This window comes from Variovorax sp. HJSM1_2 (assembly GCF_049316285.1).
Taxonomy (GTDB): domain Bacteria; phylum Pseudomonadota; class Gammaproteobacteria; order Burkholderiales; family Burkholderiaceae_C; genus Rhodoferax_B.
The window spans coordinates 298994-323677 of the sequence record NZ_JBMOXA010000001.1 but is presented as its reverse complement, the minus strand read 5'-3'; the positions used below and the strand labels follow the sequence as shown (position 1 = coordinate 323677).

Here is a 24684-nt window from a genome sequence, read left to right as displayed (position 1 = left end):
GTGATACACGTCAGCCCTTGACGCAAGCGCAGATTGAAAAACACCTGCGCCGCGCCAACGCCGTGGCGCAACGTGCCATGGGTCTGGGGCACCATCCCTTCGGTGCCATCCTGGTGGCACCCGATGGTGAGACGGTGCTGGCCGAGCAAGGCAACGTCGACACGGTGAACCATGCCGAGTCGGTGCTCGCGCGCACTGCTGCGCTGAACTTCAGTCCGGAGTATTTGTGGCAGTGCACGCTGGTGACCACGGCCGAGCCGTGTGTGATGTGCGCCGGTACGCAGTACTGGGCAAACATTGGGCGCGTGGTCTATGGCATGACGGAGCAGCGCCTGCTGCAGCTCACGGGCAGCCACGACGAAAACCCAACGATGGACCTGCCCTGTCGCGATGTTTTTGCGCGGGGGCAGAAGGCGATTGAGGTGGTAGGGCCTGTTCCGGCTGTTGAGGCCGAAATGGCGGCCTTGCATGTTGATTTCTGGAAGTCGCGCTAGGGGCTTGATTAGCGCTGCTGGCCGGGTCTCGCCCCGGCGGGCGAGTACCTTTTCTTTGGGCGCCAAAGAAAAGGCACCAAAAGAAAGGCGCCCCACTATCTGCGACCCTTCGCGTTGCGAAGGGCAACCTGCGGTGGGCGACGTGGTCGGGGGGCTGGCGCAACTCGCTGCGCTCAGACATGCCCCAGCCCTGATCCCGCCCACATCACCCACCGCAGGCGCAGCTAGAAGGGGATGGGGCCAACGGGCCGTCGCTACGCTCGGCCGGCGATGCGCAGCGAGCCTGGTGGAATTTGGCATCCCCGCCCCTCTAGCTGCGCCTGCGATGGGCGTTTTAGGCGGGATCAGTTCCGGGCATGTCTGAGCGAAGCGAGTTGCGCGGAACCCCGCCTAAAACGCCCAGCGCAGGTTGCCCTTCGCAACGCGAAGGGTCGCAGATAGTGGGGTCGCCTTCTCTTTGGTTACTTTCTCTTGGCGAAGCAAGAGAAAGTAACTCGCCGCCGGGCGACTCCCGGCCGACAACGCGAATAAACACCCCCTAAGCCACCTTCAACATGATCGCTGGAGAACCCCGAAACACCTCCTGCTCGCCATGCGCCACCAGCAACTCCAACAGCCGCTTGCGGATCAGCATGCCCGGCCGATCCGACTCCATCGAATACTCCACGCCGCGCCGGCGCACATCCACCAAGGCATCCGGATCGGTCGACTCCAGAATGTCCTTGTCCTCGCGCGTGATCTCCTCGTCAAAGTCGATCAACATCTGCGCCGGACAATCTTCTTCGGTGTCGTTGCGGAACAGCCATTGACACAACATCATGTTGCCGTCGTCAATCGGCGTGAAGCAGTTGATGATGATGTGGCGAATGCCCGAGGGGTACTCGATGTCCAGGCGGCGTGAAAACGGCAGGAAGTAGGCATTGCGCATGTGGCGTGAGGTGATCGCGTCCTGCACGCCGCTGATGCGGCGGAAGCGCTCCGGGTTGGCGGCTTCGATGGTGGTCTCGGCATAAAAGCCAGTATCGGTTTCAACCAGCTCATACCGGCTGGGTTTGGGCGACGCCGCCACACCAAAGGTGGCGCGGTGCACAAAGCTGAAGTGCGAGTTGTCAAACGAGTTCTCCAGCGCGCGCATGGGGCTGGTGGCCCAACGTTCATGGAACTGGAAGATGGTGCGGTAGGCCGGATCGCTGAACTCGGGAATATCGGGAATGTCGGCCACAGGATCTTCCAGCGCCACCCAGGCATAGCCGTAACGTGCGGTGCAGTGGTAGGCGGTGGTTTTGTAGTCGGCCGGGATCTTGCGGTCGGCTTCGAATTGCGGAATCTTCACGACCTGGCCGCTGCGGTCATAGGTCCAGCCGTGGTAGCCGCACTGGATGTGGCCCGTGCCGCAGGACTGGCCTTCGCTGCTCACACACCAGCCCTTGGAGAGCTTGGCCGTGCGGTGGCAGCAGCGGTCGCGCAGTGCCGCAGGTTGGCCCGTGGCATCGATGAACAATACGATGTCTTCGCCCAGCAGGGTGAAGGGCTTGGGGCCGTTTTGCAGATCGGCCAAGGGCATGACGGCATGCCAGAACTTGCGGAAGATGGGTTGTTGGGTGACCAGCATGGGGTGCTCCTTGAATTGAAAAACTCAAGAGCAATTTCCGGCCGGCGCCGCCATCTGTGAATCCAGTGTGGGATGGGGCGGCGAGGTGAACGCTTCTACTCTCTGCCGAATTCTATGCAAAAGCCAAGCCAGGTTTGTGGACTTCGCGCATGCCTTGCGCTGGCACGCATCATGCAAGCGGCGTGTTTCACGAGAGTAGAAGCGTTCAGCGGCTCCAGGCTTCCAGGCAACACAAGCACGGGAGCCGCCCGGAAATTGCTCTTGAAACCCCAGCGCATCGCCTTGGTGCACTGGCTTTTCAAAGAGTCCAAAACGGAGCACCCCATGAAACGCCGCCTCTTCCTCGGCAGTGCCAGCGCACTCGCCACCACGCTCGGAACCACCCTCGCCGCCCCCGCCGTCTGGGCCCAATCCTCACCCAAGCTCACACCGCTGCGCTTCACACTCGACTTCCGCATCAACGGCCAGGTGGCCCCGTTCTTCCTCGCGCAGAGCGCCGGTTACTACAAGGATGAAGGTCTGGACGTGACGCTGGACGTGGGCTCGGGCTCGGTGGCTTCCATTACCCGCATTGCCAGCGGCGCCTACCAAATGGGCCTGGGCGACATCAGCTCGCTGGCCGAGTTCCATGCCCAACAGGGCGGCACCCCGCTGGTGCAGGCGGTCTACCAGTACTACAACCGCGCACCATTCGTGATCATTGGCCGCAAGGACCGTGGCATCACCCACGAGCTGCAAAGCCTGGAGGGCAAGCGCATCGCCGCCGCCGCCGTGGAGGCCACACGCCGCGCCTGGCCCATGGTGGCGCGCAAGATGCGCGTCAAGGCCGACTACTTCAACTGGGTGACCACCGACTTCAGTGCACGCGACAACGTCATCGTGCGCGGCGACGTCGACGGTGCGACCTACTTCCACGATTCGGCGCTCTCCTTGTTCTCACGCATGAAGATGGAGGAGCTCTCGGTGTTGCCCTACACCAAGGCCGGCGTGAACCTGTACGGCAACGCCATTTTGGCCAGCAACCAGCTGATACAGCAAAACCCGAAAGTGGTGGCGGGCTTTCTGCGTGCCACCAACCGTGCCATCGTCGAGACCTTTGCCAACCCTGCAGCAGCAGTGGCCGCCGCACACCAACGTGAGGGCATGCTCGATCAGAAGGTCGAAGTGGAACGCTGGAAGATCACCGCGCAATACGTCGGTGCCGCCGACACCGCCAGCCACGGCCTGGGCGACGTGCGCAAGCTCACACTGGAGCAGCAGGTGGATGAAGTGGTGGAAGTGTTTGGCCTGAAGAATCGCCCCAGCGCCGATGGCCTGTTCAACCGCAGCATGCTGCCCACACAAGCAGAACGGATGTTGAAGGCATAAACATGGAAACCCAAGAAGCCATCCTCAACGAGACCGATGGCCGCTACCTGCGCCAGGCCATCGCCTGGTCGGCCACGGGCCGCGAGCGCGGCAACCGGCCATTCGGTGCGGTCATCATAGGCGCTGATGGCAGCTTGCTGGCCGAGGCCTACTGCAACACCAGCGAGACCGGCGACTGCACGGGCCACGCCGAGACCAATGCCGTGCGTTTGGTCAGCCCCAAGGTGAGCCGCGAGGTGCTGGCCGGGGCCACCTTGTATTCGTCTGGCGAACCGTGCGTGATGTGTGCCGGCGCAATCTTCTGGTCGAACATCCGGCGCGTCATCTTCGGCATCGATGCGGTGAGCCTGCGCGTTTTTCGCGGCGAGCGCGCCGAACAGCGTGATGCCGAGTTGTCGTGCCGTGACGTATTCGCCGCCTCGCCGCACGCCATTGAATGTATTGGCCCGGCCTTGCTGGAAGAAGCCAGCGTGCCACACCGCGGTTTCTGGAAAACCTAAAAACCCAGCCACCCAACAAGGCACCCTGGCCGTGGCCACACGCCAGGGTGCCTTTTGGGCGTCCCCCGCTCGGGGTCAAACCGCACATGAAATCTGCGAGACTTCGGTTTACAAATTGAATCAAACTCCGAAGCCATGAAACCCATTGCCACCACCGGCTACGCAGCCATCTTGAGCAGCGCCCTGCTGCTCACCCACCTCGACGCCCAGGCACAAAAGGCCGTGCTGCGCGTCACCTGCGAAGGCCCGGATGCGGGAGCAGAGGTTTTCATCAACGGCAAGGTCAAGGGTGAATGCCCGCTCGACATCATGGTCGACCCCGGCAATGTGGAGTTCAAGGCGGTCAAACCGATTAGTGAAGCCAAGGAAGGTGTATTCGAGCAGACCTTCCGTATCGGCAGCGACGTGGTGAAGAAAGTGACGATTGAGCTGAGCCCCAAGCTCACCGCTCTGGGCCAGAAGCGCGAAGATGAACGCCTGCGCGCAGAGGCCGCCAAGAAGCAACAAGACGAGGAAGAAAGCGCCTGGCGCAGCGCGGCACGTGCGCAAGACAGCGCCTCGCTGCAGGGCTACCTGAACCGCTACCCCAACGGTGTGCATGCAGCCGAGGCGCGCGACAAAATGGCCGCGCTGCGTGCGGCGCCGCCCACTCCGGCGGTGCAGGTCGCCATAGGTTCTCGCGGCCGGGCCGGCATTGAGGTCCAAGCCATCACCAAGGAAAAGGCACAGGCGCTGGGGCTGCCCAACACCAACGGCGCCTTGTTGAGCACGGTGGAAAAAGGCCGCGCTGCCGAAAAAGCGGGCCTGCAGGCTGGCGACGTGGTGTTGGCGTTTAACGGCACACCCGTGGCCAACAACAACAGCTTTATCCCCATGATTCGCAACACCCCCGCAGGCAGCACGGTGCTGCTGCAGTTGTGGCGCAATGGCGGCACCACCGAGGTCAAGCTGGTACTGGAAGAATTGCCCGACGAGCTGTTCTTCAACGACATCACCAAGTCCAAAATTCAGCAGACCAAAGCCTTGTTTCCCACCAGCAACGGCAACAAGGTGCTCACACTCAAGCTCAGCGGAACCATTCTGAACGAGGCCGGACAGGAGCAATACGCGGAGAACGCCCTGCCCGTCAGCTATGACATCAAGATCTACCAGAAGAACGGCATCTGCAACTGGGATCTGAGCAACGGCAACACCTGGTTCTACTTCGGTGCGGGCCTGCTGTCGGCCGGCGCCATCGGCCCCATGCTGGATGCCGATACGGTGACCCTGCGCCAGATGCCCAGCTTCTCGGGCTCACTGGTGGGGCTGTCGCCCCAGCAAACATTGCAAATGAGCGCCTCGGCCGGCGACACCAAAATCACCGTCGAAGAAACCAAGGCCAGTTGGCCCGAGTTCAACTTCCCCTATGCCGGTACACGGCTGAGCATCACGCGCAACTACGAGCCGATGTTCTACTACGACCGCGAACAAGTCGCGCTCTACAGCCCCGACGTAGGCTGCGCCATCCCCATCAGCCAGAAAGCCGTGCGCAATACCGGCAACCGCCTGTTTGGCCATAAAACGACCTTCACGGAGAAGGCGCTGTCGGCCGTGATGTCGGACCGTTAAACCACAGGGGCCTGCAGGCGCTGGCCTGATTCTCAAGCCAGAAGGCGAATGGCCTTTTGAGCGCGCTGCGAGGCCGCAAACCATTGGTGCGGCCATCAACCATGGCTGCTGGCCATAGGTGAAAAAAGCACAAAAAAAAGCCACCCTAAGGTGGCTTTTATGCACAGACAAGTGCCGAAGAAATTACTTCTTGGTAGCAGCGTCTGCAGCAGCCTTGGCGGCATCGCCAGCAGCCTTGGCAGCGTCGCCAGCGGCAGCAGCAGCGTCGGTGGCAGCAGCACCGGCGGCAGAAGCGGCATCGGTAGCGGCGGCAACAGCAGCACCGGCGGCAGCGCCAACAGCGGCGCCAGCAGCAGAAGCGGCATCCACAGCGGCGGAAGCAGCAGCGGCAGGAGCTGGGGCTTCAACAGGTGCTGGAGCTGGTGCAGGAGCGGCTTCTTCCTTCTTGCCACAAGCGGCCAGGGCGGCGGCGGCAACCAGAGCTGCCAGTACGAGCGATTTGTTCATTACAAAAATCCTTTTATTGGTGGAAAAAATTCCAGAACGTGTCAGCGCGACCCGCGTTGCCCACGACCGAGCGAAAGCAATTATTCTCTTTCACCTCAGCCAAAAATTATAACTTCGCGCTTCTCTATTCCGGTTAACCCTGATGCCAAAAATGCAACATCCCAAGCGCGATTTTCGCCAATCTGGTGCAAGCTTTCAATTTTGAAAGCCAAAGCCTGCACTAGCCAGGGGCATCAGAGCCAAGCCAAAAGGTAAATAACGCTTCTTTTAGCTACAAACCCAGCACTGATGCAGGGAATGCCGGCCCACTCTGGTGCATCAGTTCGGTGAGCTGCTCACGCTGCGCGTTGCGGGTCACCGCATCCGTGCTGCTCAGCCCGGCGCAGTGCGCCACGTCCAACCGACGCAGTACCCAGCCAGGCGCCAGCAGGCAACTTGGCATCGCCGAGGCTTCAACCGCGCGGCTGCTGCGGCAATCGATCAAATGCCCCCAGGTTTGGCGCCAGCTGACGAAACGCGGGTGCCGACGTATCAACATGTCGTACTGGCTGGCCAACATGCGCCACTGACGGCCGGTTTTAGCCCAGGCGTTCAGCGACTCTATGACTTCGCGCTCGCCCAGTGGCCAATCCTCGAAGTCCGGGTCACACACAATGATTTCGCGCCAGCCTTCGGTTGCGGCCTGGCGCAAGGCCTCACGCACCAACTGCTGAAAGGCCATGCGACCTTCAAAGCGCCCCTCGGGCAGGCCCGCCAAGCCGGGTGTATTGCGGCCATCTTCCATAACGTCCCCTTTGCATGTTCAAGCGGCGTGGGCCCAGCCGTCTTCACACCAGGCGGCGATCAAATCCATGGCCCCTTCACTGGCTCGCGCCAGCTCCTTGGCACTCAGGCTACGCTGGTCGGCCAGGCGGCGCATCAGGGTGGCGTCGCGGCCGGCGGCACGGTAGCTTTCGCCGTTGATGAACACATGGTGGGCGTCGTACATCATTCGGGTACGGCGGTCCAGCGTCAAGCCCGACACACCGGCAACCGGCAACTCGGCTTCACCTTCGTCGAACCAGATGTTCGCCTTCAGCTCGGTCAAGACCTCGCCCAGCGCGCAGGCCAGGGCTTTCGGGTCGCCCAACAACTCTTTCAGCGCGTCGGTGGCAAAACCTTGCAACGGTGCGGGAATGGCGCCGGGCGCATCTACCGCTGGCTGCTGCGGGTCGCGATAAAGGTCCAGGCCCACGGCGTCGTCCGCCTCTTCGGCGATGCGCTGCAGCAGCTCACGCGCCAACTCGCCACGTTTGGGCGCGCGAAAGCCGATGGAGTAAGTCATGCATTCACCTTCGGCCACACCATCATGGGCATAACGCGGCGGCAGGTACAACATGTCGCCGGGTTCCAGCACAAACTCTTCTTCGGGCTCGAAGTTTTGCAGGATTTTGAGTGGCGCACCTTCCACCAGGGTCAGGTCTTTTTGCTTGCCTATGCGCCAGCGGCGGCGGCCGTGGGCTTGCAGCAAAAACACGTCGTAGCTGTCGAAATGCGGGCCGACACCACCACCATCGGTGGCGTAGCTGATCATCAAATCGTCCAGCCGTGCGTCGGGCACAAAACGAAACTGCTGCAGCAGCGCATGCACGGCCTGCACATGCTGGTCTACACCCTGCACCAGCAGGGTCCAGTTGGCTTGCTTCACGGCGGGCAGCGCACGTTTGCCAAGCGGGCCGTTACGCATTTTCCAACCCTTGGGCGTTTGCTGGATCAGCCGCGCCTCGACCCCTTCCCGCTCCGACAGATCAAACAAGGTGGGCCGGTCGAGCAGCGCCTGAAAACCTGGAATGGCCTGGCGGATCAGCAGCGGTTTTTTCTGCCAATGGCGGCGCATGAATTGGCTGGGTGTCAGGCCGTTGAGCAGGGCCAGGGGGGTGTCGATAGGGATCATATTTTTCTACTCTGGAAAGCGTTGGTTGGCCGTGAATATAGGCGAGATGCGCAGCTTGTAAGCCCCCTGGCGACAAAGGACGATGGTGCTGCCTACAATCGCATACTTTTTTGATCATCAGGCTGCCCACACAGCCCAAACCCGTTATGGAAATCATCCCTCAATGTGTCGTTGGCCTCACCTGGACTTTGAAGGACACGCTAGGCGAAGAACTCGACGTGCTCAGCGACCCGGTGGAGATTCTGTTGGGCGGCAATGACCTGCTGAAAAAAGTGGAAGAAGCGCTGCAAGGCCATGTGGCCGGCGACACGCTGGACCTGCACCTGGAGCCCGAAGACGCGTTTGGCGACTTCAACGACCAACTGATTTTCCTGGAGCCACGCGCGCTGTTCCCCAGCGTGCTGGAAGCCGGCATGAGCTTTGAAGGCGCCGCCCTGCCCCAAGGCATGAACCCCGAGATGCCGCGCGACCGCCTCTACATCGTGACCGACATCTACCCCGAACACGTGGTGCTGGACGGCAACCACCCGCTCTCGGGCATTGCGCTGCGCCTGCACCTGAAGGTCGAAAGTGTGCGTGAAGCAACGGAAGAAGAAGTCGGCGGCGGCACCGCTGGCACCGGCTTCTTCAAGGTGCAAAACGCGGCCCCAGGCAACCAGACGCTGCACTAAACGGCAGATAAAAAATACGCCTCCAGCGCAATGCTGGAGCGCGTAGACCGCTACTGAATCAGAAGCAAATCAGTAACAAGTCGGTGGTCATCAAGCCTTACCCGTTGACCCGTAGCCGCCCTCGCCGCGCTGCGTGGCGACAAACTCATTCACCACGTTGAACTGCGCCTGCACCACGGGCACGATGACCAGTTGCGCCAGGCGCTCCATAGGCTCCAGCGTGAAAGCCTCGTCGCTGCGGTTCCAGGCACTGACCATCAACTGCCCCTGGTAGTCGCTGTCGATCAAACCCACCAGGTTGCCCAGCACGATGCCGTGTTTGTGGCCCAGGCCCGAGCGCGGCAAGATCATGGCCGCATAACCGGGATCCTTGAGAAAGATGGCAATGCCGGTGGGCACCAGTTGCCAGGCATTGGGCGCGAGCGTGAGCGGCGCGTCCAGGCAGGCACGCAGGTCCAGGCCGGCGCTACCGGGCGTGGCGTAAGTAGGCAACTGGTCGACCATACGCGGGTCGAGGATTTTGACGTCGATTTTCATAAAGCAAAGACAGAGGTTGGGCACCCACAAAGGTGCCGTCTAAAAATAATCGGCACGACGACTCAGGTCGTTGGCTTGGCGGCGTTTAAACGGTGGGCGATTTCGGCGACCAACTGAGCGGCGAGCAAGCGTTTGCTCGCACGCGGCAGTTCCACCGCGCTTTGCGCGTCCACCAGCAAGAGTGCATTGTCGTCTTGTCCGAAGGTCGCCGGGCCTATATTGCCAACCAGCAGCGGCACCCCCTTGCGCGCCAGCTTGGCCTGGGCATTGGCCAGCAGATCCTGGCTCTCGGCCGCAAAACCCACACAATACAGCTGGCCCGCCTGCGCCCTTGGGCTCTGCGCCAGGGTCGCCAGAATGTCCGGGTTTTCGGTGAATTCAAGCTGCGGCGTTTTGCCCGAGCCATCTTTCTTGATCTTGTGTTCACTGGCATTGGCCGGACGCCAGTCGGCCACCGCGGCGGTGGCGACAAAAACCGATGCATGTTCGGACAGCGGGCGCACAGCCGCCAACATCTGCGCGGCCGAACGCACGTCTATGCGTTCTACCCCGCGCGGTGTGGGCAAATGCACCGGCCCCGCCACCAAAGTGACTTCGGCGCCGGCCTGTTGGGCCGCGCGCGCAATCGCAAAACCCATCTTGCCACTCGACAGGTTGGTGATGCCGCGCACCGGGTCAATCGCCTCATACGTCGGCCCGGCGGTGACCAGCACCCGCTGGCCAGCCAGGGTCTTGGGCACAAAATGCGCAATCACTTCTTCCAGCAACTCCGCGGCCTCCAGCATGCGGCCGTCGCCGGTCTCACCACAGGCCTGCAAACCGTTGCCCACGCCCAGCAGCAACGCGCCATCAGCTTGCAATTGGCGCAGGTTGCGCTGCGTGGCGGGGTGCAGCCACATTTCGCGGTTCATGGCCGGGGCGATGAGCAGCGGCACGCGGTCCATAGGGCGGGCCAGGCACAGCAGGCTTAGCAGTTCATCGGATCGGCCAGCCACCAGGCGGGTGATGAAGTCGGCGCTGCAGGGTGCAATCAAGATCAAGTCGGCTTCGCGGCTCAAATTGATGTGCGGCATGTTGTTGGGTTCGCGCGCATCCCACTGCGAGCCAACCACCGGCCGGCCGCTCAGGGCCTGCATGGTCACAGGCGTGATGAATTGTGTGGCCGCCTCGGTCATCACGACCTGCACCGTGGCGCCGGCTTTGATGAGCAGCCGGCATAACTCGGCCGACTTGTAGCAGGCGATGCCGCCCGAGAGGCCGAGCACGATGTGCCGTCCGGCGAGTTCCCCCACCGGGGTGCTTGAAGCTGTCATGGGAAGCGGGTTGAGTTCCATCGGGCGCAATGTAGCAGAGCAAGCCATATCAGAGGGCGCAACAGGTGTCGCAAGCCTAAAGTCCCACATCCCGGACCCGGCTTATGTCACGCGTCAAGGAAACAGTGCCGCGCCCCTTTATAATCTGCGTTTACCACCTCCCCCGGGATCAAATCCCGACCACGACATGACCAAATTCGTCTTCGTCACTGGCGGTGTGGTGTCTTCCCTGGGCAAGGGAATCGCCTCAGCCTCCCTCGCTGCGATACTGGAATCGCGAGGCCTAAAAGTCACTTTAATCAAGCTCGACCCCTACTTGAACGTAGATCCGGGCACGATGTCGCCGTTGCAACACGGCGAGGTTTTTGTGACCGACGACGGCGCCGAAACCGACCTTGACCTCGGCCACTACGAGCGCTTCATCGAATCGAAGATGCGCCGTGCGAACAACTTCACCACCGGCCAAATCTACAAAAGTGTGCTCGACAAGGAGCGCCGCGGCGACTACCTGGGCAAAACCGTCCAGGTGATCCCACACGTCACCAACGAGATCCAGGAGTTCGTCAAGCGCGGCGCCCGTGTGGGCGAACCCGATGCGGTGGACGTGGCGATTGTCGAAATCGGCGGCACCGTGGGCGACATCGAGTCGCTGCCCTTCCTTGAAGCGGTGCGCCAGATGAGCCTGAAACTCGGCCCGAACAACTCGGCCTTTGTGCACCTGAGCTACCTGCCGTGGATTGCTGCGGCCGGCGAACTCAAGACCAAGCCGACCCAGCACACCGCCAAGCAACTGCGCGAAATCGGCATTCAGGCCGACGCCCTGCTGTGCCGTGCCGACCGTGCCGTGCCCGACGAAGAGCGCGCCAAGATCTCGCTGTTCGCCAACGTGCCTGAGTGGGGTGTGATCTCCATGTGGGACGTGGACACCATCTACAAGGTGCCGCGCATGTTGCACGAGCAAGGCCTGGACGGCCTGATCTGCGACAAGCTGCGCCTGAACACACCGCCTGCCAACCTCAAGCGCTGGGACGACCTGGTGTACGAGACCGAGCACCCGCGCGGCGAAGTCAACATCGCCATGGTCGGCAAGTATGTCGATCTGTCCGACAGCTACAAGTCGCTCAACGAAGCCTTGCGCCACGCCGGCATGAAGAACCATGTGCGCGTGAAGATCGAATACATAGACTCGGAAACCATCACCCCGCAAACCGTCTCGCGCCTCGACCAGTTCGACGCCGTGCTGGTGCCCGGCGGTTTTGGCAAGCGCGGTGTCGAAGGCAAAATCTGCGCCGCCCGTTTTGCGCGTGAACACAAGCTGCCCTACCTGGGCATCTGCCTGGGCATGCAAGTGGCGACCATTGAATTCGCACGCCACGTCGCCGGCCTGACCGGCGCCAACAGCACCGAGTTCGACGCCACCTGCGAAAACCCCGTCATCGCCCTTATCACCGAGTGGAAAGATGCCGACGGCACCATCAAGACGCGCAACGAGAACTCCAACCTCGGCGGCACCATGCGCCTGGGCGCACAAAGCTCCGACGTGGCCAAGGACACGCTGGCGCACAGCATCTACGGCGACGTGGTGACCGAGCGTCACCGCCACCGTTATGAAGCCAACGTGCAGTATCTGGACCGCCTGCGCGATGCCGGCCTGGTGATCTCGGCGCTGACGCAACGCGAACAGCTCACCGAAATCGTTGAATTGCCCAAGACCGTGCACCCCTGGTTTGTCGGTGTGCAGTTCCACCCCGAGTTCAAGTCCACCCCATGGGACGGCCATCCACTGTTCAACGCCTTTGTGAAGGCGGCCGTGGATCAGCACAAACCAGCGCCCACGGCGGCCAAGACAGAAAGCGTGACGGCATGAAACTCTGCGGATTCGACGTCGGTCTTGAGCACCGTTTCTTCCTGATTGCCGGCCCGTGTGTCATCGAGTCCGAGCAATTGCAGATGGACACCGCCGGCACGCTGAAGGAAATCACCTCGGCGCTGGGCATTCCGTTCATCTTCAAGAGCAGCTTCGACAAGGCCAACCGCTCCAGCGGCACCACCTTCCGCGGCCCGGGTCTTGAAAAAGGCCTGGAGATTCTGGCCAAGGTGAAACGTGAGCTAGGCCTGCCGGTATTGACCGACATCCACGACGAATCCCAGGTGGCCGCCGTCTCCAGCGTGGTCGATGTATTGCAGACCCCGGCCTTTCTGTGCCGCCAGACCGATTTCATCCGCGCTGTCGCCCAAAGCGGCAAACCGGTGAACATCAAGAAGGGCCAGTTCCTGGCGCCTGGCGACATGAAGAACGTGATCGACAAGGCCCGTGCCGCTGCGCGCGAGAAGGGCCTGCCCGAAGACAACTTCATGGCCTGCGAACGCGGCGCGAGTTTTGGTTACAACAATCTGGTCAGCGACATGCGCAGCCTGTCCATCATGCGCGAGACCGGTGCGCCGGTGGTGTTTGACGCAACCCACTCGGTTCAGCTCCCCGGCGGCCAGGGCACCAGCTCTGGCGGCCAGCGCGAGATGGTGCCGGTGCTGGCACGCGCCGCAGTGGCCGTGGGTGTGGCGGGCCTGTTCATGGAGACCCACCCCAACCCTGCGGTCGCCATGAGCGACGGCCCCAACGCCGTGCCCTTGAAACACATGAAGGCCTTGTTGGAGACCCTGGTCGGGCTCGACCAGATCACCAAGAAAAACGGCTTCCTCGAAAATTCGTTCAACTGAAATCCGGCGAACGTTCGGCCCCTTTAGCGTACACCTCAGGACACACCATGCCCGCTGCCTACCTGATTGTTGACATGCAGATCTCCGATATGGAGCAGTACAAGAAGTACATGGCCGAGGCCCCTGCGGCCGTGGCCGCTGCGGGTGGTGAATACCTGGTGCGCGGGGGCCGCTTCGAGACCCTGGAAGGTGACTGGGAACCGGCCCGCATCGCGATGCTGCGCTTCCCCAGTTATGAAGCCGCCAAAAATTTCTACGACGCCGAACAATACCGGGCCGCACGCGCCAAACGAGAAGGCGCCACCACGTTCTTCAACATGGTGTTGGTCGAAGGTGTCGCCGCGCCTGTGTAAGTCACAACCGTCGCGCAAAGATTGAGATTATTTTTATAGCCTTAAGGAAAAAAATGAGTGCAATTGTGGATATCGTCGGCCGCGAAGTTCTCGACTCGCGTGGCAACCCTACCGTCGAATGCGACGTGTTGCTGGAATCCGGCGTCATGGGCCGTGCGGCTGTGCCCTCGGGTGCTTCCACCGGTTCGCGTGAAGCCATTGAGCTGCGCGACGGCGACAAGAAACGTTACCTGGGCAAGGGCGTGCTCAAGGCCGTGGAAAACATCAACACCGAAATCTCCGAAGCCGTGCTTGGCCTAGACGCTTCGGAACAAGCCTTCCTCGACAAGACCCTGATCGACCTCGACGGCACCGAAAACAAGGGCCGCCTGGGCGCCAACGCGATGTTGGCCGTGTCCATGGCCGTGGCACGCGCGGCAGCTGAAGAATCTGGCCTGCCGCTGTACCGTTATTTCGGCGGCATGAGCGCGGTGCAAATGCCCGTGCCCATGATGAACGTCATGAACGGTGGCGAACACGCCAACAACAACCTCGACCTGCAAGAGTTGATGATCATCCCCGTGGGCGCACCCAGCTTCCGCGAAGCGCTGCGTTATGGCGCTGAAGTGTTCCACGCGCTGAAGAAGATTCTGCACGACAAGGGCATCAGCACCGCCGTGGGCGACGAAGGTGGCTTTGCCCCCAACGTGGCCAACCACGAAGCCGCCATCCAGATGATTCTGGACGCCATCACCGCGGCAGGCTACGTGCCCGGCGAGCAGATCGCCCTGGGCCTGGACTGCGCTGCCTCCGAGTTCTACAAGGACGGCAAGTACCACCTCGAAGGTGAAGGCCTGGTGCTGACCGGTGAAGAGTGGATCAACGTGATGGCCACCTGGTGCGACAAGTACCCCATCATCAGCATCGAAGACGGCATGGCCGAAGGCGACTGGGACGGCTGGAAACTGCTGACCGACCGCCTGGGCAAGAAGGTGCAGATCGTTGGCGACGACTTGTTCGTCACCAACACCAAGATCCTGCAAGAAGGCATTGAGAAAAACATCGCCAACTCCATCCTGATCAAGATCAACCAGATCGGCACGCTGACCGAAACCTTTGCCGCCATTGAGATGGCCAAGCGCGCGGGCTACACCGCCGTGATCAGCCACCGTTCGGGCGAAACCGAAGACTCGACGATTGCCGATATCGCCGTGGGCACCAACGCCGGCCAGATCAAGACCGGTAGCCTGAGCCGTTCGGACCGCATGGCCAAGTACAACCAATTGCTGCGCATAGAGGAAGACCTGGGCGAAATCGCCGTCTACCCTGGCCGCGCTGCGTTCTACAACCTGCGCTGAAAGCTGGCTCGGCCATGCCGCTGACAACACCCCGGCTCCCGGCGGCCCTTGTGCACAAGGGCGCGGGTCGGGGTTTTGTTTTGTGGCTTGGCCCAACCTGACCCTGCACCATGGGCGCACGCCTCGTTCCCGCTGTTCTGCTGGCCTTGCTGGCCGTGCTGCATGCCCAGCTTTGGCTGGGCCGCGGCAGCATTCCCGAAGTCAACCAGATGCGCGTCAAACTGGCTGAGCAAAAAGCCCTGAATGCCAAAGCGCAACTGGCCAACGACAGGTTGACGGCCGAGGTGCGCGACCTGAAAGAGGGCCTGGAAATGGTCGAAGACCGCGCCCGCACCGAACTCGGCATGGTCAAACCCAACGAAATCTTCGTTCACGTGAGCACGAAGTGAACACCCCCAGTCTTCGCGCACTGCGTGTCGCTGCGCCAACCCCCTTGCAGGGGGCGATGCCTGCGGCCTGGCAGAGCCAGTTCCGCGGCATCCCATGATGAAGACCCTCACGACTGTTAAGCCCTGTCGCGCTCTGTATTGAAATGACCGCTGTTTGGGATTGGTTATGGGCGCTGGCCGAGCAGAGCGCGTTTACGCTTTGGGGTGCTCCCACGACTTGGCTGGAATTGCTTGCCGTACTGCTGGCCCTGATGATGGTCGGCTGCAACATCCGCGAAATCCATTGGGGCTGGCCGTTGGCAATTGCCAGTTCGCTACTTTATGGCGAGCTTTTCTGGCGCAACCGTTTGTATGGTGATGCGGCACTGCAAGGCGTTTTTGTGGTGCTGGCGTTTTGGGGCTGGTGGCAGTGGCTGCGCGGCCACAGTGCCGATGGCCAGCACCTGCACGTGCAGCGACTAACCCGCAATGGCATCATCAAAACCATAGCAGCGTGCGCTGTTCTGTGGCCCATCACAGGCCTTATTCTTAAAAATTTCACGAATACCGATGTGCCCTGGTGGGACGCCTTTCCCACGGCTGTGAGCCTGGTCGGGCAGTTTTTGCTGGGCCGCAAATACCTGGAGAACTGGCTGGTGTGGGTGGCGGTCAACACCGTGAGCGTGGGGCTTTTTGCCTATAAAGGCCTGTGGCTCACGGCCGTGCTCTACAGCTTGTTCATCGCCCTGAGTGTGGCCGGCTGGCGTGCCTGGCAGGCACGGCTTAAAGGTCAAACACAGGCGTGAAAAAAACCGTCATCAGCGTCGCCCTTCTGGGCACCGAAAGCACCGGCAAAACCGCGCTTGCCGCTGCCTTGGCGCAAGCCTTGAGCACACGTGGACACCGCGTGGCCGTGGTCGCCGAATGGCTGCGTGAATGGTGCGAGCGCCAAGGCCGCACGCCGCGCCCCGACGAGCAGCTGGCGATTGCCGAAACCCAGGCCCGGCACGTGCTGGAGGCCGCCGAACGCCTGGCCACCGAGCCAACCGAGCATCCGGAACGTGCCGCCTACGTCATCGCCGACACCACCGCGCTGATGACCGCGGTCTACAGCGACTGGCTGTTCCAGGACATCACGCTCTACCCCTTGGCGCTGGCGCAGCAAAAAACCTTTACCCACACCCTGGTCACCGGTCTGGACCTGCCCTGGGTCGCAGACGGCTTGCAGCGCGACGGCGCCCATGTGCGCGAACCGATAGACGCCTTGCTGCGCAGCCAATTGGCCAAAGGGGAAATTCCCTACAAGGTGGTCTACGGCAGCGGAGATGAGCGGCTGCAGAGTGCCCTTTTCGCTATCAACTTCGCAGCAACTCCCACCCACACAGCAAGCGCCAGCAGCACAAAAGGCCTGAAGAAATCAAAAAACTGGGTCTGGACCTGCGACAAATGCAGCGACCCGGAATGTGAGCACCGCCTGTTCACCAGCTTGACGGCGGATTAGGCGGCAACCCCCTCGGGCGCCGGCGCGTGGCGCTTCGACAAATCTGGCCGGCTCAGCGCCTGCGCGCGCACCAATGGCAACAGGTCGCGCCCATAGGCCAGGGCATCGGCCAGCGGCTCGAAGCCACGGATCAAGAAGGTGCTGATGCCCAGGTCGCGGTAGTCCAGCAAGGCGTCGGCCACTTGTTCGGGCGTGCCGACCAGCGCGGTCGAATTGCCTTGCGCGCCCAACAAACCGGCGATGCCGGTCCACAGTCGTTTGTCGAGCCGGTCGCCTTGGGCGGCGGCGGCCAGCAGGCGCTGCGAGCCTACGTTCAGCGGCGCGGCTTTGTTCAGCTTGCCGTTGCGCGCAGCCAAGGCACGGGCCTGTTCCAGAATGTGCTCGGCACGTGCCCATGCCGCTGCTTCGGTGTCGGCCAGGATGGGACGCAGCGACAGGCTGAAGCGTATCGTGCGGCCGTGTTTGGCGGCAGCCGCGCGCACCCGCGCCACGGTTTCGCGCACCTGCTCATGGGTTTCGCCCCATAAGGCGTAGACGTCGGCGTGACGGCCAGCCACCTCGATGGCGGCGTCAGACGAACCACCAAAATACACCGGAATATGCGGCGCCTGCGGCGAACGTACATGCGAGAAGGCTTGCTCGTAGCGGTAGAAGCGGCCTTGGTGGTCAAAGGGCTGGGTGCTGGTCCAGACCTTGCGCAGCACTTGCAGGTATTCGTCGCTGCGCGCGTAGCGTTCTTCCTTGTCGATGAAGCTGCCGTCCTGGCGCATCTCGACCTCGTTGCCGCCGGTGATGATGTGCACCGCCGAGCGGCCGCCGGTGATCACGTCCAGCGTGGCGAGTTGGCGTGCGGCCAGCGTAGGCTGTGTGAAACCCGGCCGGTGCGCCACCATAAAACCCAGGCGCTGGGTGACCGAGGCCGCGTGCGCCGCCACCAGAATGCTTTCGGGCGAGGTGGAATGAAAGGCCACCAGCGCGCGGTCAAAGCCGCCTTGTTCGTGGATGCGCGCCGCTTGTTCCACGTGCGCCAGGTCGAGGCCGGAGCGTGGTGCGTCGATGATTTCAGAACTGTGCTGGGTGCCGATGTAGCCAATGAATTCCAGGGACATGGAGCGATTCCTTGAAGAGGTGAAGATCTGAAGAGGTTTAATTTGTTGGGCTGGCTGGGGTGCTCGCAGGCAGCGTGCGCGCCATGCGGAACACCTCGTCCATACGCCAGTGTTCGTTGGCCCGTCTACCCTCCCATTCATGCCAGCCCGAGTCGCGGCGGAACTGGCCGAGCAGGCCGGCCTGGCGCACGGCTGCGGGGTCCAGCGGCGTGGGGCCGGTGCAATCGGGCGCCACAAACAGCGCATCGGCCTGGCAGAACAGCTCACACATGAAGCAGGTCTGGCAGTCGGCCTGGCGGGCGATCACAGGTACACCTTCGGCGCCGGTATCGAAGACGTTGCTGGGGCAGGCCGTGACGCAATCGCCACAGGCCGTGCAGGCGTCGGAGAAGACAAGTTCAATCATGGCGGGGGGTCAGGCAGCGCTGGTGAGTGGTTCGGGTTCCGCGATGACGGGCGATCTAGCAGGCTGGGGTGGCTGGGGCCGCTGGGCATCGGCCCGCACCCACACGGAGTCCAGCCCGCCGACCTCCTGGCGGTGTGCCTGTGCCGGGTCGCTCGCAGGCAGGTCATCGCGCTGGTGCATGCCACGGCTCTCGCGACGCTGCAGCGCCGCGGCCACCGACCAACGCGCGCTTGCGGCCATGGCGGCGGCCTCGCGCAAACGCAGGGGGTCATGTCCATCGTGGGCGTGGTCGCGTAATTCAGTCCACACCGCTTCCAGAACCCGCGCCGAATCCTGCAGACCCGTGCCAGTGCGGAACAGGTTGCGCTGGTAAGGGTGCATCTGCGCCTGTATGGCCTTCACCGCTTGCTGTGTGTCGAACGCGGACACAGCACGCGCCGGACGCAAACCGGCCTGGCCCAGCGGCTGCAAAGCACCTACCACGGGGCCACGCTGGCGTGCGAAGTCGGCCGCAGCGCGTGCTGCCCAGTGCGCCGAGGACAGCGCCCAGGCCGAGTTCTGCGCGCCGCCGCCCGAGATGGCACCGGCCACCAGTTCACGCGTGGCCGCATCCCCTGCGGCATAAAGGCCAGGCACACCCGTGCCGCAGTCGCCATCGGCCACACGCAGGCCACCGGTGCCGCGAATCGTGCCGTCGTTGTGCAGGGTGATCTCGAAACGGTCGCGCCAGGGGTCTATGCCCCAGCGGTCAAAAGGCAGCATCACATTCGGCGAGATGCTGGGCAACCAGCGCCGCACCTGGTCGGGCATGCGGTCAAAACGGCAGAACACCGGGCCTTGCAGCAGCGCCCGCGCCAGCGCGCGGCTGTTGTCCGGGCCGGGCGGCACGTCCAGAGGCTGGCCGGCGGCATCGGTGTAGCTGGCGTAGGCATACGACATGGTGCGCGTCATGTTCGAGCGCTTGGGCGCCACCGTGTAGGCGGCGGTGAACTCCATGCCCGACAGCGTGGCGCCGGCCTCAGCGCCCATCAGGTAGCCGTCGCCGGTGTTGTTGTGCGCCCCCAGCAGGTGTGAGCGGAAACTGGTGCCGCCGGTGGCCAGCAGCACCGCGCCGGCGCTGATCTGCCAGGGGCGGTTGCCGTGCTGGCGTTGCACGCCGCGCGCACCAGCAATGACGCCGTCGCTGGCACGTAGCAGTTCCAGTGCAGGCCAGTGGTCCAGAATACGCACGCCCAGGTCAAGGGCCAGGCTGCGCAGCGCACGCATGTACTCCGGCCCGCGCAGGCCGCGGTACTGCAGTACACCGGCCTCGTTGCGTGGAAAGTGGTAGTGGCTGGCCAGGGTGGGCAACACACGCCAGGTCAGGTCGATGACGGCGGCCATCCATTGCGGGTCGCCCAGGCCGGCCGCGCCCAGGTTGCGCGCGGCGATGGCGTTGGGTCGTGCATCCGGCGGGTCGGGCGGCACCCACCAGTGGCCAGGCCCGGCGGTGGCGGTGACCCCACTGGTGCCGCAGTAACCCTTGTCCACCAGAATCACCGCAGCGCCCGCGCGGGCTGCCGCGATGGCCGCCCAGGCACCGGCCATGCCACCACCAATCACCAGCACATCGGTCTTCAGCGCGACGAGGTCGGGCGCGGTCACGGCAACAGCCTCACAGGGGCTGGGTTAAGCAACAAAAAGCAAGTCATGGGCTATGGGATCTCGTGGATCGAAACGAGCCCTTAGCCTATGCGGATGCCATCCACTCTGGAAATGAAAAAACCGTCCTTCGATAGAAGCATTCCAAACATATGGACGCCACCATCAAAAAGGACGGTCTGCTGCAGCCTCGAAAAAGAAGCTGGTTACCGGACGGCTCGCGTATAACGCGCCGCGGCCAATCAAGCCATCACTGGACCGAGGACGGCCCGGGCAAGGTGACGTCCGGCTCGACAAACAACTGCGCCGCGTCGACCGCGTCAAACCAGTACATCTGGCCGCAGAACTCGCAGCCGACTTCCACGTCCTTGCGCTCCGCCAAGATGCTTTCCACCTCTTCGCGCCCCAGCGACTGGATCATTGCGCCCACACGCTCACGGCTGCAGGTGCAGTGGAAACGCGGGGCCGTGGCGCCAATGTGCGGCGTGAACATCAACACCTGCTCTTCCCAGAAGAGGCGGCGCAAAATCGTGTCGACGTCGAGTGACAACAACTCCTCGCGCTTCAGCGTCGAGGCCAGGTGGGCAATGCGGTTGTAGTCTTCGTTGATGCCTATGCCGTCTTCGTTGGCCTGGGCGCCGGCCGCGAGGTTGCCCTCGCCCTTGGCGGGCAGGCGCTGGATCAGCAGGCCCGCAGCGGTTTTGTCATCGGCGGCCAGCACCAGCAGTGTGTCGAGCTGCTCGCTTTGCAGCATGTAGTGCTGCAGCACGTCGCTGACCTTTTCCAGCTTTTCGCGCTTGTCGCCATGCAGCGGCACCACGCCCTGGTAAGCCTGCTGGCCGGGGAATTTGGTTTTCGGGTCTAGGGTGATGGCGCAGCGGCCCTCGTTGTTCTGGTTCACCATGGTGCTCAGCGTGGCGTCGGCTGGCACCTCGCCCATCACGCTGGCGGTGGTGCGAAACGCCATGTCCGGCTGCACCTCGACCACGGCCACCTTCACCGGGCCGTCGCCAAACACCTGCAACACCAGCGCGCCGTCGAACTTGATGTTGGATTGCATCAGCACGCCGGCCGCCGTCATCTCGCCCAACAATTCCACCACTGGCGCGGGGTAACCGGTCATGGTGGTGTTGGAGGCGCGGCGTTGCAAAACCTCTTGCCAGGCATCGGTGAGGCGCACGATGGAGCCGCGCACAGGCAGGCCGTCGAATAAGAATTTGTGGAGTTCAGACACGCGTTGTCCTCGTGTGGATATAGTCTGCGGCGCCTGCGTGGAAACAGCGGCGCGCAAGCCTCAGATAGGGGAATGGCTGAATTGTATGGACTTCACGGCCAGCGAGCAGCCCGCCCGGCCCATAGCCGCAAGCCGCCCCCTAGAATTTCGGCTTTCCACCCCCGCCCCGCCTCCACATGTTTTCGCTGATTCTCAAATGCGCCCTGGGTGCACTCGCCGTGCTGGTGATCGCCCTGCTGTCCAAATCGAAAAGTTTCTTCATCGCCGGGCTGGTGCCGCTGTTCCCCACCTTTGCCTTGATCGCCCACTACATCGTCGGCAGCGAACGCTCGGCCGCCGCGCTGCGCACCACGGCGCTGTTCGGCCTGTGGTCGCTGCTGCCCTACGCGGTTTATCTGTTCGCCGTGTATTGGTTCAGCGTGCGCCTGAGCCTGGCCCACACGCTGCTGGTGGCCACCGGCGCCTGGGTGGCGGCGGCAGCGCTTTTGCTGCTGGTGTGGTTCAAGGTGTACCCCGCGGGCGGTTAAGAGCCTGTTCAGCCAATCTTCTTCAAGCCCGCCCGAAACCGCCGCGCGTTCTCCTGGTAATGCTCGGCGCTGCGGCGCAGGCCGGCGATTTGCTCGGGCGTGAGTTGGCGCACCACCTTGGCGGGGCTGCCCAGGATCATGGAACCATCGGGGAACTCTTTGCCTTCGGTGACCAGCGCCCCCGCGCCCACCAGGCAGTTTTTGCCGATCTTGGCGCCGTTGAGCACGATGGCACCAATGCCTATCAAGGATTCATCCCCAATGGTGCAGCCGTGCAGCATCACCTTGTGCCCTATGGTGACGTTCTCGCCTATGACCAGCGGCACGCCATGGTCGGCGTGCAACACACTCAGGTCCTGCACGTTGGAGCCACGGCCCACGGTGATGTGGTCGCTGTCGCCTCGCGCCACCACGCCAAACCACAGGCTGCTGCCTTCCTCCAACGTGACCGTGCCCATCACTTCGGCGCTGTCGGCCACCCAGGCGGTGGGGGCGATTTGGGGGGCAGTACCGTCAAGTGCGTAAATGGCCATGGTCTATCTCCTGGGTTTGCGGGTTTCGATGCGTGGGATTTTTTACAATCATAGCGATGGATCTCCGCCAATCTGCCCTGCACGCCCTGTGCCTTATAGACCCTGAAGAAAAAGTGGCTGCCACGCACACGCTGTATGCGCAGGCAGCTTCTTTTTCAATAGCACCCGGCGTGTGGCCAGCACCACCCGAGGTGCCCGGCCGGCCGAGCCGGCCGGTGCTGTTCGAACGCATCAAAAAACCTCAGCGCTCCCTCTTCATGCTGGAAGGCCGCGCGGCGCTGGTGCACAGCATTGCGCACATCGAGTTCAACGCCATCAATCTGGCACTGGACGCGATCTGGCGTTTCGACGGTATGCCCGAGGCCTACTACCTCGACTGGCTGCGCGTGGCCGCCGAAGAGGCCAAACATTTCTCCATGCTGCGTGCCCACCTGAAAACGCTGACCGACGGCGCTGTGCGCTGGGACTATGGCGACTTTCCGGCCCACGACGGCCTGTGGACCATGTGCGAGAAAACCAGCGACGACATCGTCGCCCGCATGGCACTGGTGCCGCGCACCCTGGAGGCCCGGGGCCTGGACGCGACACCGCTGATACAAGACAAGCTGCGCCGCGTGGCCACGCCCGATGCGCTGGCCGCCGTGGACATCCTGGACACTGTGCTGCGCGAAGAGGTCGGCCACGTGGCCATTGGCAACCATTGGTACCGCTGGTGCTGCGAACGTGCCGGTCTGGAGCCGGTGGCGCACTATGGCGTGCTGACGGCGCGTTACCAGGCGCCCAAGCTGCGCCCGCCGTTCAACGCCAAAGCGCGCCGTGCGGCCGGTTTTTCAGACGTGGAACTGGCGTATTTAACGGAGTAGCCGCCAAGCCAGGTTCGCTGTAACAATACGCCAGGCCAAAAAATCACCAGGCAATGCAGATTTGGTGCGAGAGCCTGTTCACAATCAATTGCAGGCCGCCCACAAGACATCCAGACATGACCCATCCCAGCGACAGCTCCCCACGCGACCCGGCCGCAGATCCGGCCACCGACCCCGCCGCGCACTATGCGCTGATGGCGCGCCAGCCCATCGTCGATAAAAACGGCACCGTTTTTGGCTACGAACTCTACAACCGCTCGGTAATCGACGCGGTACACACCGCTGCCACCGACATGGCCATGGTGTTCAGCGCCCTGACCAACGCCTCCAGCGAATCGCTGCTCGGCGACCGCACGGTGTTTGTGAACTGCACCCACGAAACCCTGGCGGGTGGTCACCTAGACCTGCTTCCGGCCGAACAAATCGTGCTGGAGGTGCGCTCGGTCGAGGGCCACGAACAGGCCGACATCCAGGGCCGCGCGCAGGCGCTGGACGAGCTGCGCGCGCGCGGTTTCCGCCTGGCCTTCAGCCACGTGCTGCTGGCGCCGGCTTATGGCTCCTGGCAAAACCTGGCCGACTTTGTGAAACTCAACGTCGCCGCCCTGCCCGCCACCCAACTGCAGGCGGTGGTGGCGGCGGCCCTGAGCCGCGCCCCGCAAGCACGCATCGTCGCCGAGAAGGTCGAGACCGAGGAGCAATTCAAGGCGCTGGCCTCCTACGGCGTCGAACTGTTCCAGGGCTACTGGTTTGCCAAGCCGACCGAAATCATGGCCAAGGTGATGTCGCCCGGCCAGGCGACCATCCTGCAGTTGGTCAACCTGGTGCGCACCAATGCCGACATCGACGAGATCGAGGACGTGCTCAAGCGCGACACGCTGCTCGGCTTCAACCTGCTGCGCTTGATCAACTCTGCCGGTTTCGGCATGCGCCAGGAAATCACCTCGTTCCGCCAGGCGGTGATGTTGCTGGGCATGAAGCGGCTGTTCCGCTGGGCCGCGTTGCTGCTCAGTACCGCCTTGTCGGACTCGCAAGGTGTGGCCTTGTCGGCCACGGCCATTGTGCGCGGCCGTCTGATGGAGCTGTTGGCCGAGGCCGGCAACCGGCCGCAGGAAGAGCGCGACACCGCCTTTGTGGTCGGCATGTTCTCGCTGCTGGACGTGATCCTGCGTGTGCCTATGGCGCAGGCCTTGAATCTGCTGCCGCTGCCGGACGACATCATCAACGCCATCGAGCACCAAACCGGCCCCTATGGCGAGATGCTGCGCCTGACCCTGGCCTGCGAAAACGCCGACGACCACGCTTTTGCCAGCGCCGCACATGCCCTGGGGCTGAACAACCAGCAGATCAACATGGCCCATATGGAGGCCTTGCTCTGGGCCGACAACCTGCCATTGGAGTAAGTTTGCGCCCAGGCGCCTGTGTAGACGCGTCGGCCGGCACGGCTGCCGCTGCGTCGGCTGCAGACCACCCGGACCGCTGGCCGATTTGCCCGCTGATACCAAACCCCGTGGAGTGACTTTGGTTCTTCTTTAGAATCGAGCCACCACCCGC

26 protein-coding genes are annotated in these 24684 nt (G+C 62.8%); 15 read left to right on the top strand and 11 right to left on the bottom strand.

Annotated features, from left to right (window positions below; translation table 11 throughout):
- The first annotated feature begins 17 nt into the window (after positions 1–17).
- Positions 18–494: a nucleoside deaminase gene (locus tag ACFQ95_RS01465; RefSeq protein WP_422829227.1), complete on the top strand. Its 477-nt coding sequence runs from the start codon at positions 18–20 to the stop codon at positions 492–494.
- Between the two features lie 538 nt (positions 495–1032).
- On the opposite strand, the gene ACFQ95_RS01460 is transcribed toward ACFQ95_RS01465, so the two are convergent.
- The gene (locus tag ACFQ95_RS01460) at positions 1033–2106 is read right to left on the bottom strand and encodes a Rieske 2Fe-2S domain-containing protein (protein WP_422829008.1); all 1074 of its coding nucleotides are present in this window, start codon (positions 2104–2106) and stop codon (positions 1033–1035) included.
- A 324-nt stretch (positions 2107–2430) separates the two neighbouring features.
- Here ACFQ95_RS01460 and ACFQ95_RS01455 point away from each other — a divergent pair, with 324 nt between their 5' ends.
- From ACFQ95_RS01455 to ACFQ95_RS01445, 3 genes are all read left to right on the top strand, one after another.
- Positions 2431–3474: an ABC transporter substrate-binding protein gene (locus tag ACFQ95_RS01455; protein WP_422829007.1), complete on the top strand. Its 1044-nt coding sequence runs from the start codon at positions 2431–2433 to the stop codon at positions 3472–3474.
- A gap of 2 nt (positions 3475–3476) precedes the next feature.
- Positions 3477–3974: a nucleoside deaminase gene (locus tag ACFQ95_RS01450; RefSeq protein ID WP_422829006.1), complete on the top strand. Its 498-nt coding sequence runs from the start codon at positions 3477–3479 to the stop codon at positions 3972–3974.
- Positions 3975–4109: 135 nt separating this feature from the next.
- Positions 4110–5582, top strand: coding sequence for a PDZ domain-containing protein (locus ACFQ95_RS01445; RefSeq protein ID WP_422829005.1), 1473 nt, complete (start codon positions 4110–4112; stop codon positions 5580–5582).
- A gap of 183 nt (positions 5583–5765) precedes the next feature.
- Here ACFQ95_RS01445 and ACFQ95_RS01440 read toward each other — a convergent pair whose 3' ends face one another.
- The 3 genes from ACFQ95_RS01440 to ACFQ95_RS01430 form a co-directional block, all read right to left on the bottom strand.
- Positions 5766–6089, bottom strand: a complete 324-nt coding sequence (locus tag ACFQ95_RS01440; RefSeq protein ID WP_422829004.1) for a hypothetical protein — start codon at positions 6087–6089, stop codon at positions 5766–5768.
- Positions 6090–6360: 271 nt separating this feature from the next.
- Complete coding sequence (locus ACFQ95_RS01435; protein ID WP_422829003.1) at positions 6361–6873, bottom strand: hypothetical protein; 513 nt, start codon at positions 6871–6873, stop codon at positions 6361–6363.
- 18 nt (positions 6874–6891) lie between these two features.
- The gene (locus ACFQ95_RS01430; RefSeq protein ID WP_422829226.1) at positions 6892–8019 is read right to left on the bottom strand and encodes a JmjC domain-containing protein; all 1128 of its coding nucleotides are present in this window, start codon (positions 8017–8019) and stop codon (positions 6892–6894) included.
- 149 nt (positions 8020–8168) lie between these two features.
- Between ACFQ95_RS01430 and ACFQ95_RS01425 the strand changes: the two genes are divergently transcribed.
- The gene (locus ACFQ95_RS01425; protein ID WP_422829002.1) at positions 8169–8693 is read left to right on the top strand and encodes an FKBP-type peptidyl-prolyl cis-trans isomerase; all 525 of its coding nucleotides are present in this window, start codon (positions 8169–8171) and stop codon (positions 8691–8693) included.
- Between the two features lie 90 nt (positions 8694–8783).
- Here the strand turns inward: ACFQ95_RS01425 and dut are convergent, their stop codons facing one another.
- On the bottom strand, positions 8784–9230 hold the full coding sequence (dut, locus tag ACFQ95_RS01420) for a dUTP diphosphatase (protein WP_422829001.1): 447 nt from the start codon (positions 9228–9230) through the stop codon (positions 8784–8786).
- Positions 9231–9292: 62 nt separating this feature from the next.
- Entirely contained in the window at positions 9293–10543 is a 1251-nt protein-coding gene (coaBC, locus tag ACFQ95_RS01415; protein ID WP_422829000.1) for a bifunctional phosphopantothenoylcysteine decarboxylase/phosphopantothenate--cysteine ligase CoaBC, read from the bottom strand.
- Positions 10544–10730: 187 nt separating this feature from the next.
- On the opposite strand from coaBC, the gene ACFQ95_RS01410 reads away from it, so the two are divergent.
- From ACFQ95_RS01410 to ACFQ95_RS01380, 7 genes are all read left to right on the top strand, one after another.
- On the top strand, positions 10731–12410 hold the full coding sequence (locus ACFQ95_RS01410; RefSeq protein ID WP_422828999.1) for a CTP synthase: 1680 nt from the start codon (positions 10731–10733) through the stop codon (positions 12408–12410).
- Positions 12407–13261, top strand: coding sequence for a 3-deoxy-8-phosphooctulonate synthase (kdsA, locus tag ACFQ95_RS01405; protein WP_422828998.1), 855 nt, complete (start codon positions 12407–12409; stop codon positions 13259–13261). The genes ACFQ95_RS01410 and kdsA overlap by 4 nt, the downstream gene beginning before the upstream one ends.
- A gap of 47 nt (positions 13262–13308) precedes the next feature.
- A complete protein-coding gene (locus tag ACFQ95_RS01400; RefSeq protein WP_422828997.1) occupies positions 13309–13614 on the top strand; it encodes a DUF1330 domain-containing protein in 306 nt (101 codons plus the stop codon).
- 53 nt (positions 13615–13667) lie between these two features.
- The gene (gene eno / locus ACFQ95_RS01395; protein WP_422828996.1) at positions 13668–14951 is read left to right on the top strand and encodes a phosphopyruvate hydratase; all 1284 of its coding nucleotides are present in this window, start codon (positions 13668–13670) and stop codon (positions 14949–14951) included.
- Positions 14952–15061: 110 nt separating this feature from the next.
- The gene (locus ACFQ95_RS01390) at positions 15062–15340 is read left to right on the top strand and encodes a septum formation initiator family protein (protein WP_422828995.1); all 279 of its coding nucleotides are present in this window, start codon (positions 15062–15064) and stop codon (positions 15338–15340) included.
- 143 nt (positions 15341–15483) lie between these two features.
- Entirely contained in the window at positions 15484–16125 is a 642-nt protein-coding gene (gene pnuC, locus ACFQ95_RS01385) for a nicotinamide riboside transporter PnuC (protein WP_422828994.1), read from the top strand.
- On the top strand, positions 16122–16820 hold the full coding sequence (locus ACFQ95_RS01380) for an AAA family ATPase (protein WP_422828993.1): 699 nt from the start codon (positions 16122–16124) through the stop codon (positions 16818–16820). Before pnuC ends, ACFQ95_RS01380 begins: the two co-directional genes overlap by 4 nt.
- Here the strand turns inward: ACFQ95_RS01380 and ACFQ95_RS01375 are convergent.
- From ACFQ95_RS01375 to ACFQ95_RS01360, 4 genes are all read right to left on the bottom strand, one after another.
- Positions 16817–17929 (bottom strand): LLM class flavin-dependent oxidoreductase, encoded by a 1113-nt coding sequence (locus ACFQ95_RS01375; RefSeq protein WP_422828992.1) that lies wholly within the window; start codon positions 17927–17929, stop codon positions 16817–16819. The genes ACFQ95_RS01380 and ACFQ95_RS01375 overlap by 4 nt on opposite strands.
- Before the next feature lie 37 nt (positions 17930–17966).
- A complete protein-coding gene (locus ACFQ95_RS01370) occupies positions 17967–18335 on the bottom strand; it encodes a 4Fe-4S dicluster domain-containing protein (RefSeq protein WP_422828991.1) in 369 nt (122 codons plus the stop codon).
- Between the two features lie 9 nt (positions 18336–18344).
- On the bottom strand, positions 18345–19979 hold the full coding sequence (locus ACFQ95_RS01365) for an FAD-dependent oxidoreductase (RefSeq protein ID WP_422828990.1): 1635 nt from the start codon (positions 19977–19979) through the stop codon (positions 18345–18347).
- Positions 19980–20226: 247 nt separating this feature from the next.
- Complete coding sequence (locus tag ACFQ95_RS01360; protein ID WP_422828989.1) at positions 20227–21210, bottom strand: Hsp33 family molecular chaperone HslO; 984 nt, start codon at positions 21208–21210, stop codon at positions 20227–20229.
- A 176-nt stretch (positions 21211–21386) separates the two neighbouring features.
- Between ACFQ95_RS01360 and ACFQ95_RS01355 the strand changes: the two genes are divergently transcribed.
- Complete coding sequence (locus ACFQ95_RS01355; protein WP_422828988.1) at positions 21387–21737, top strand: GlpM family protein; 351 nt, start codon at positions 21387–21389, stop codon at positions 21735–21737.
- Positions 21738–21745: 8 nt separating this feature from the next.
- Here the strand turns inward: ACFQ95_RS01355 and ACFQ95_RS01350 are convergent, their stop codons facing one another.
- Positions 21746–22270: a gamma carbonic anhydrase family protein gene (locus ACFQ95_RS01350; protein WP_422828987.1), complete on the bottom strand. Its 525-nt coding sequence runs from the start codon at positions 22268–22270 to the stop codon at positions 21746–21748.
- Between the two features lie 56 nt (positions 22271–22326).
- Here ACFQ95_RS01350 and ACFQ95_RS01345 point away from each other — a divergent pair, with 56 nt between their 5' ends.
- The gene (locus ACFQ95_RS01345; protein WP_422828986.1) at positions 22327–23133 is read left to right on the top strand and encodes a ferritin-like domain-containing protein; all 807 of its coding nucleotides are present in this window, start codon (positions 22327–22329) and stop codon (positions 23131–23133) included.
- A 116-nt stretch (positions 23134–23249) separates the two neighbouring features.
- The gene (locus ACFQ95_RS01340) at positions 23250–24533 is read left to right on the top strand and encodes an EAL and HDOD domain-containing protein (RefSeq protein WP_422828985.1); all 1284 of its coding nucleotides are present in this window, start codon (positions 23250–23252) and stop codon (positions 24531–24533) included.
- Positions 24534–24684 lie beyond the last annotated feature (151 nt).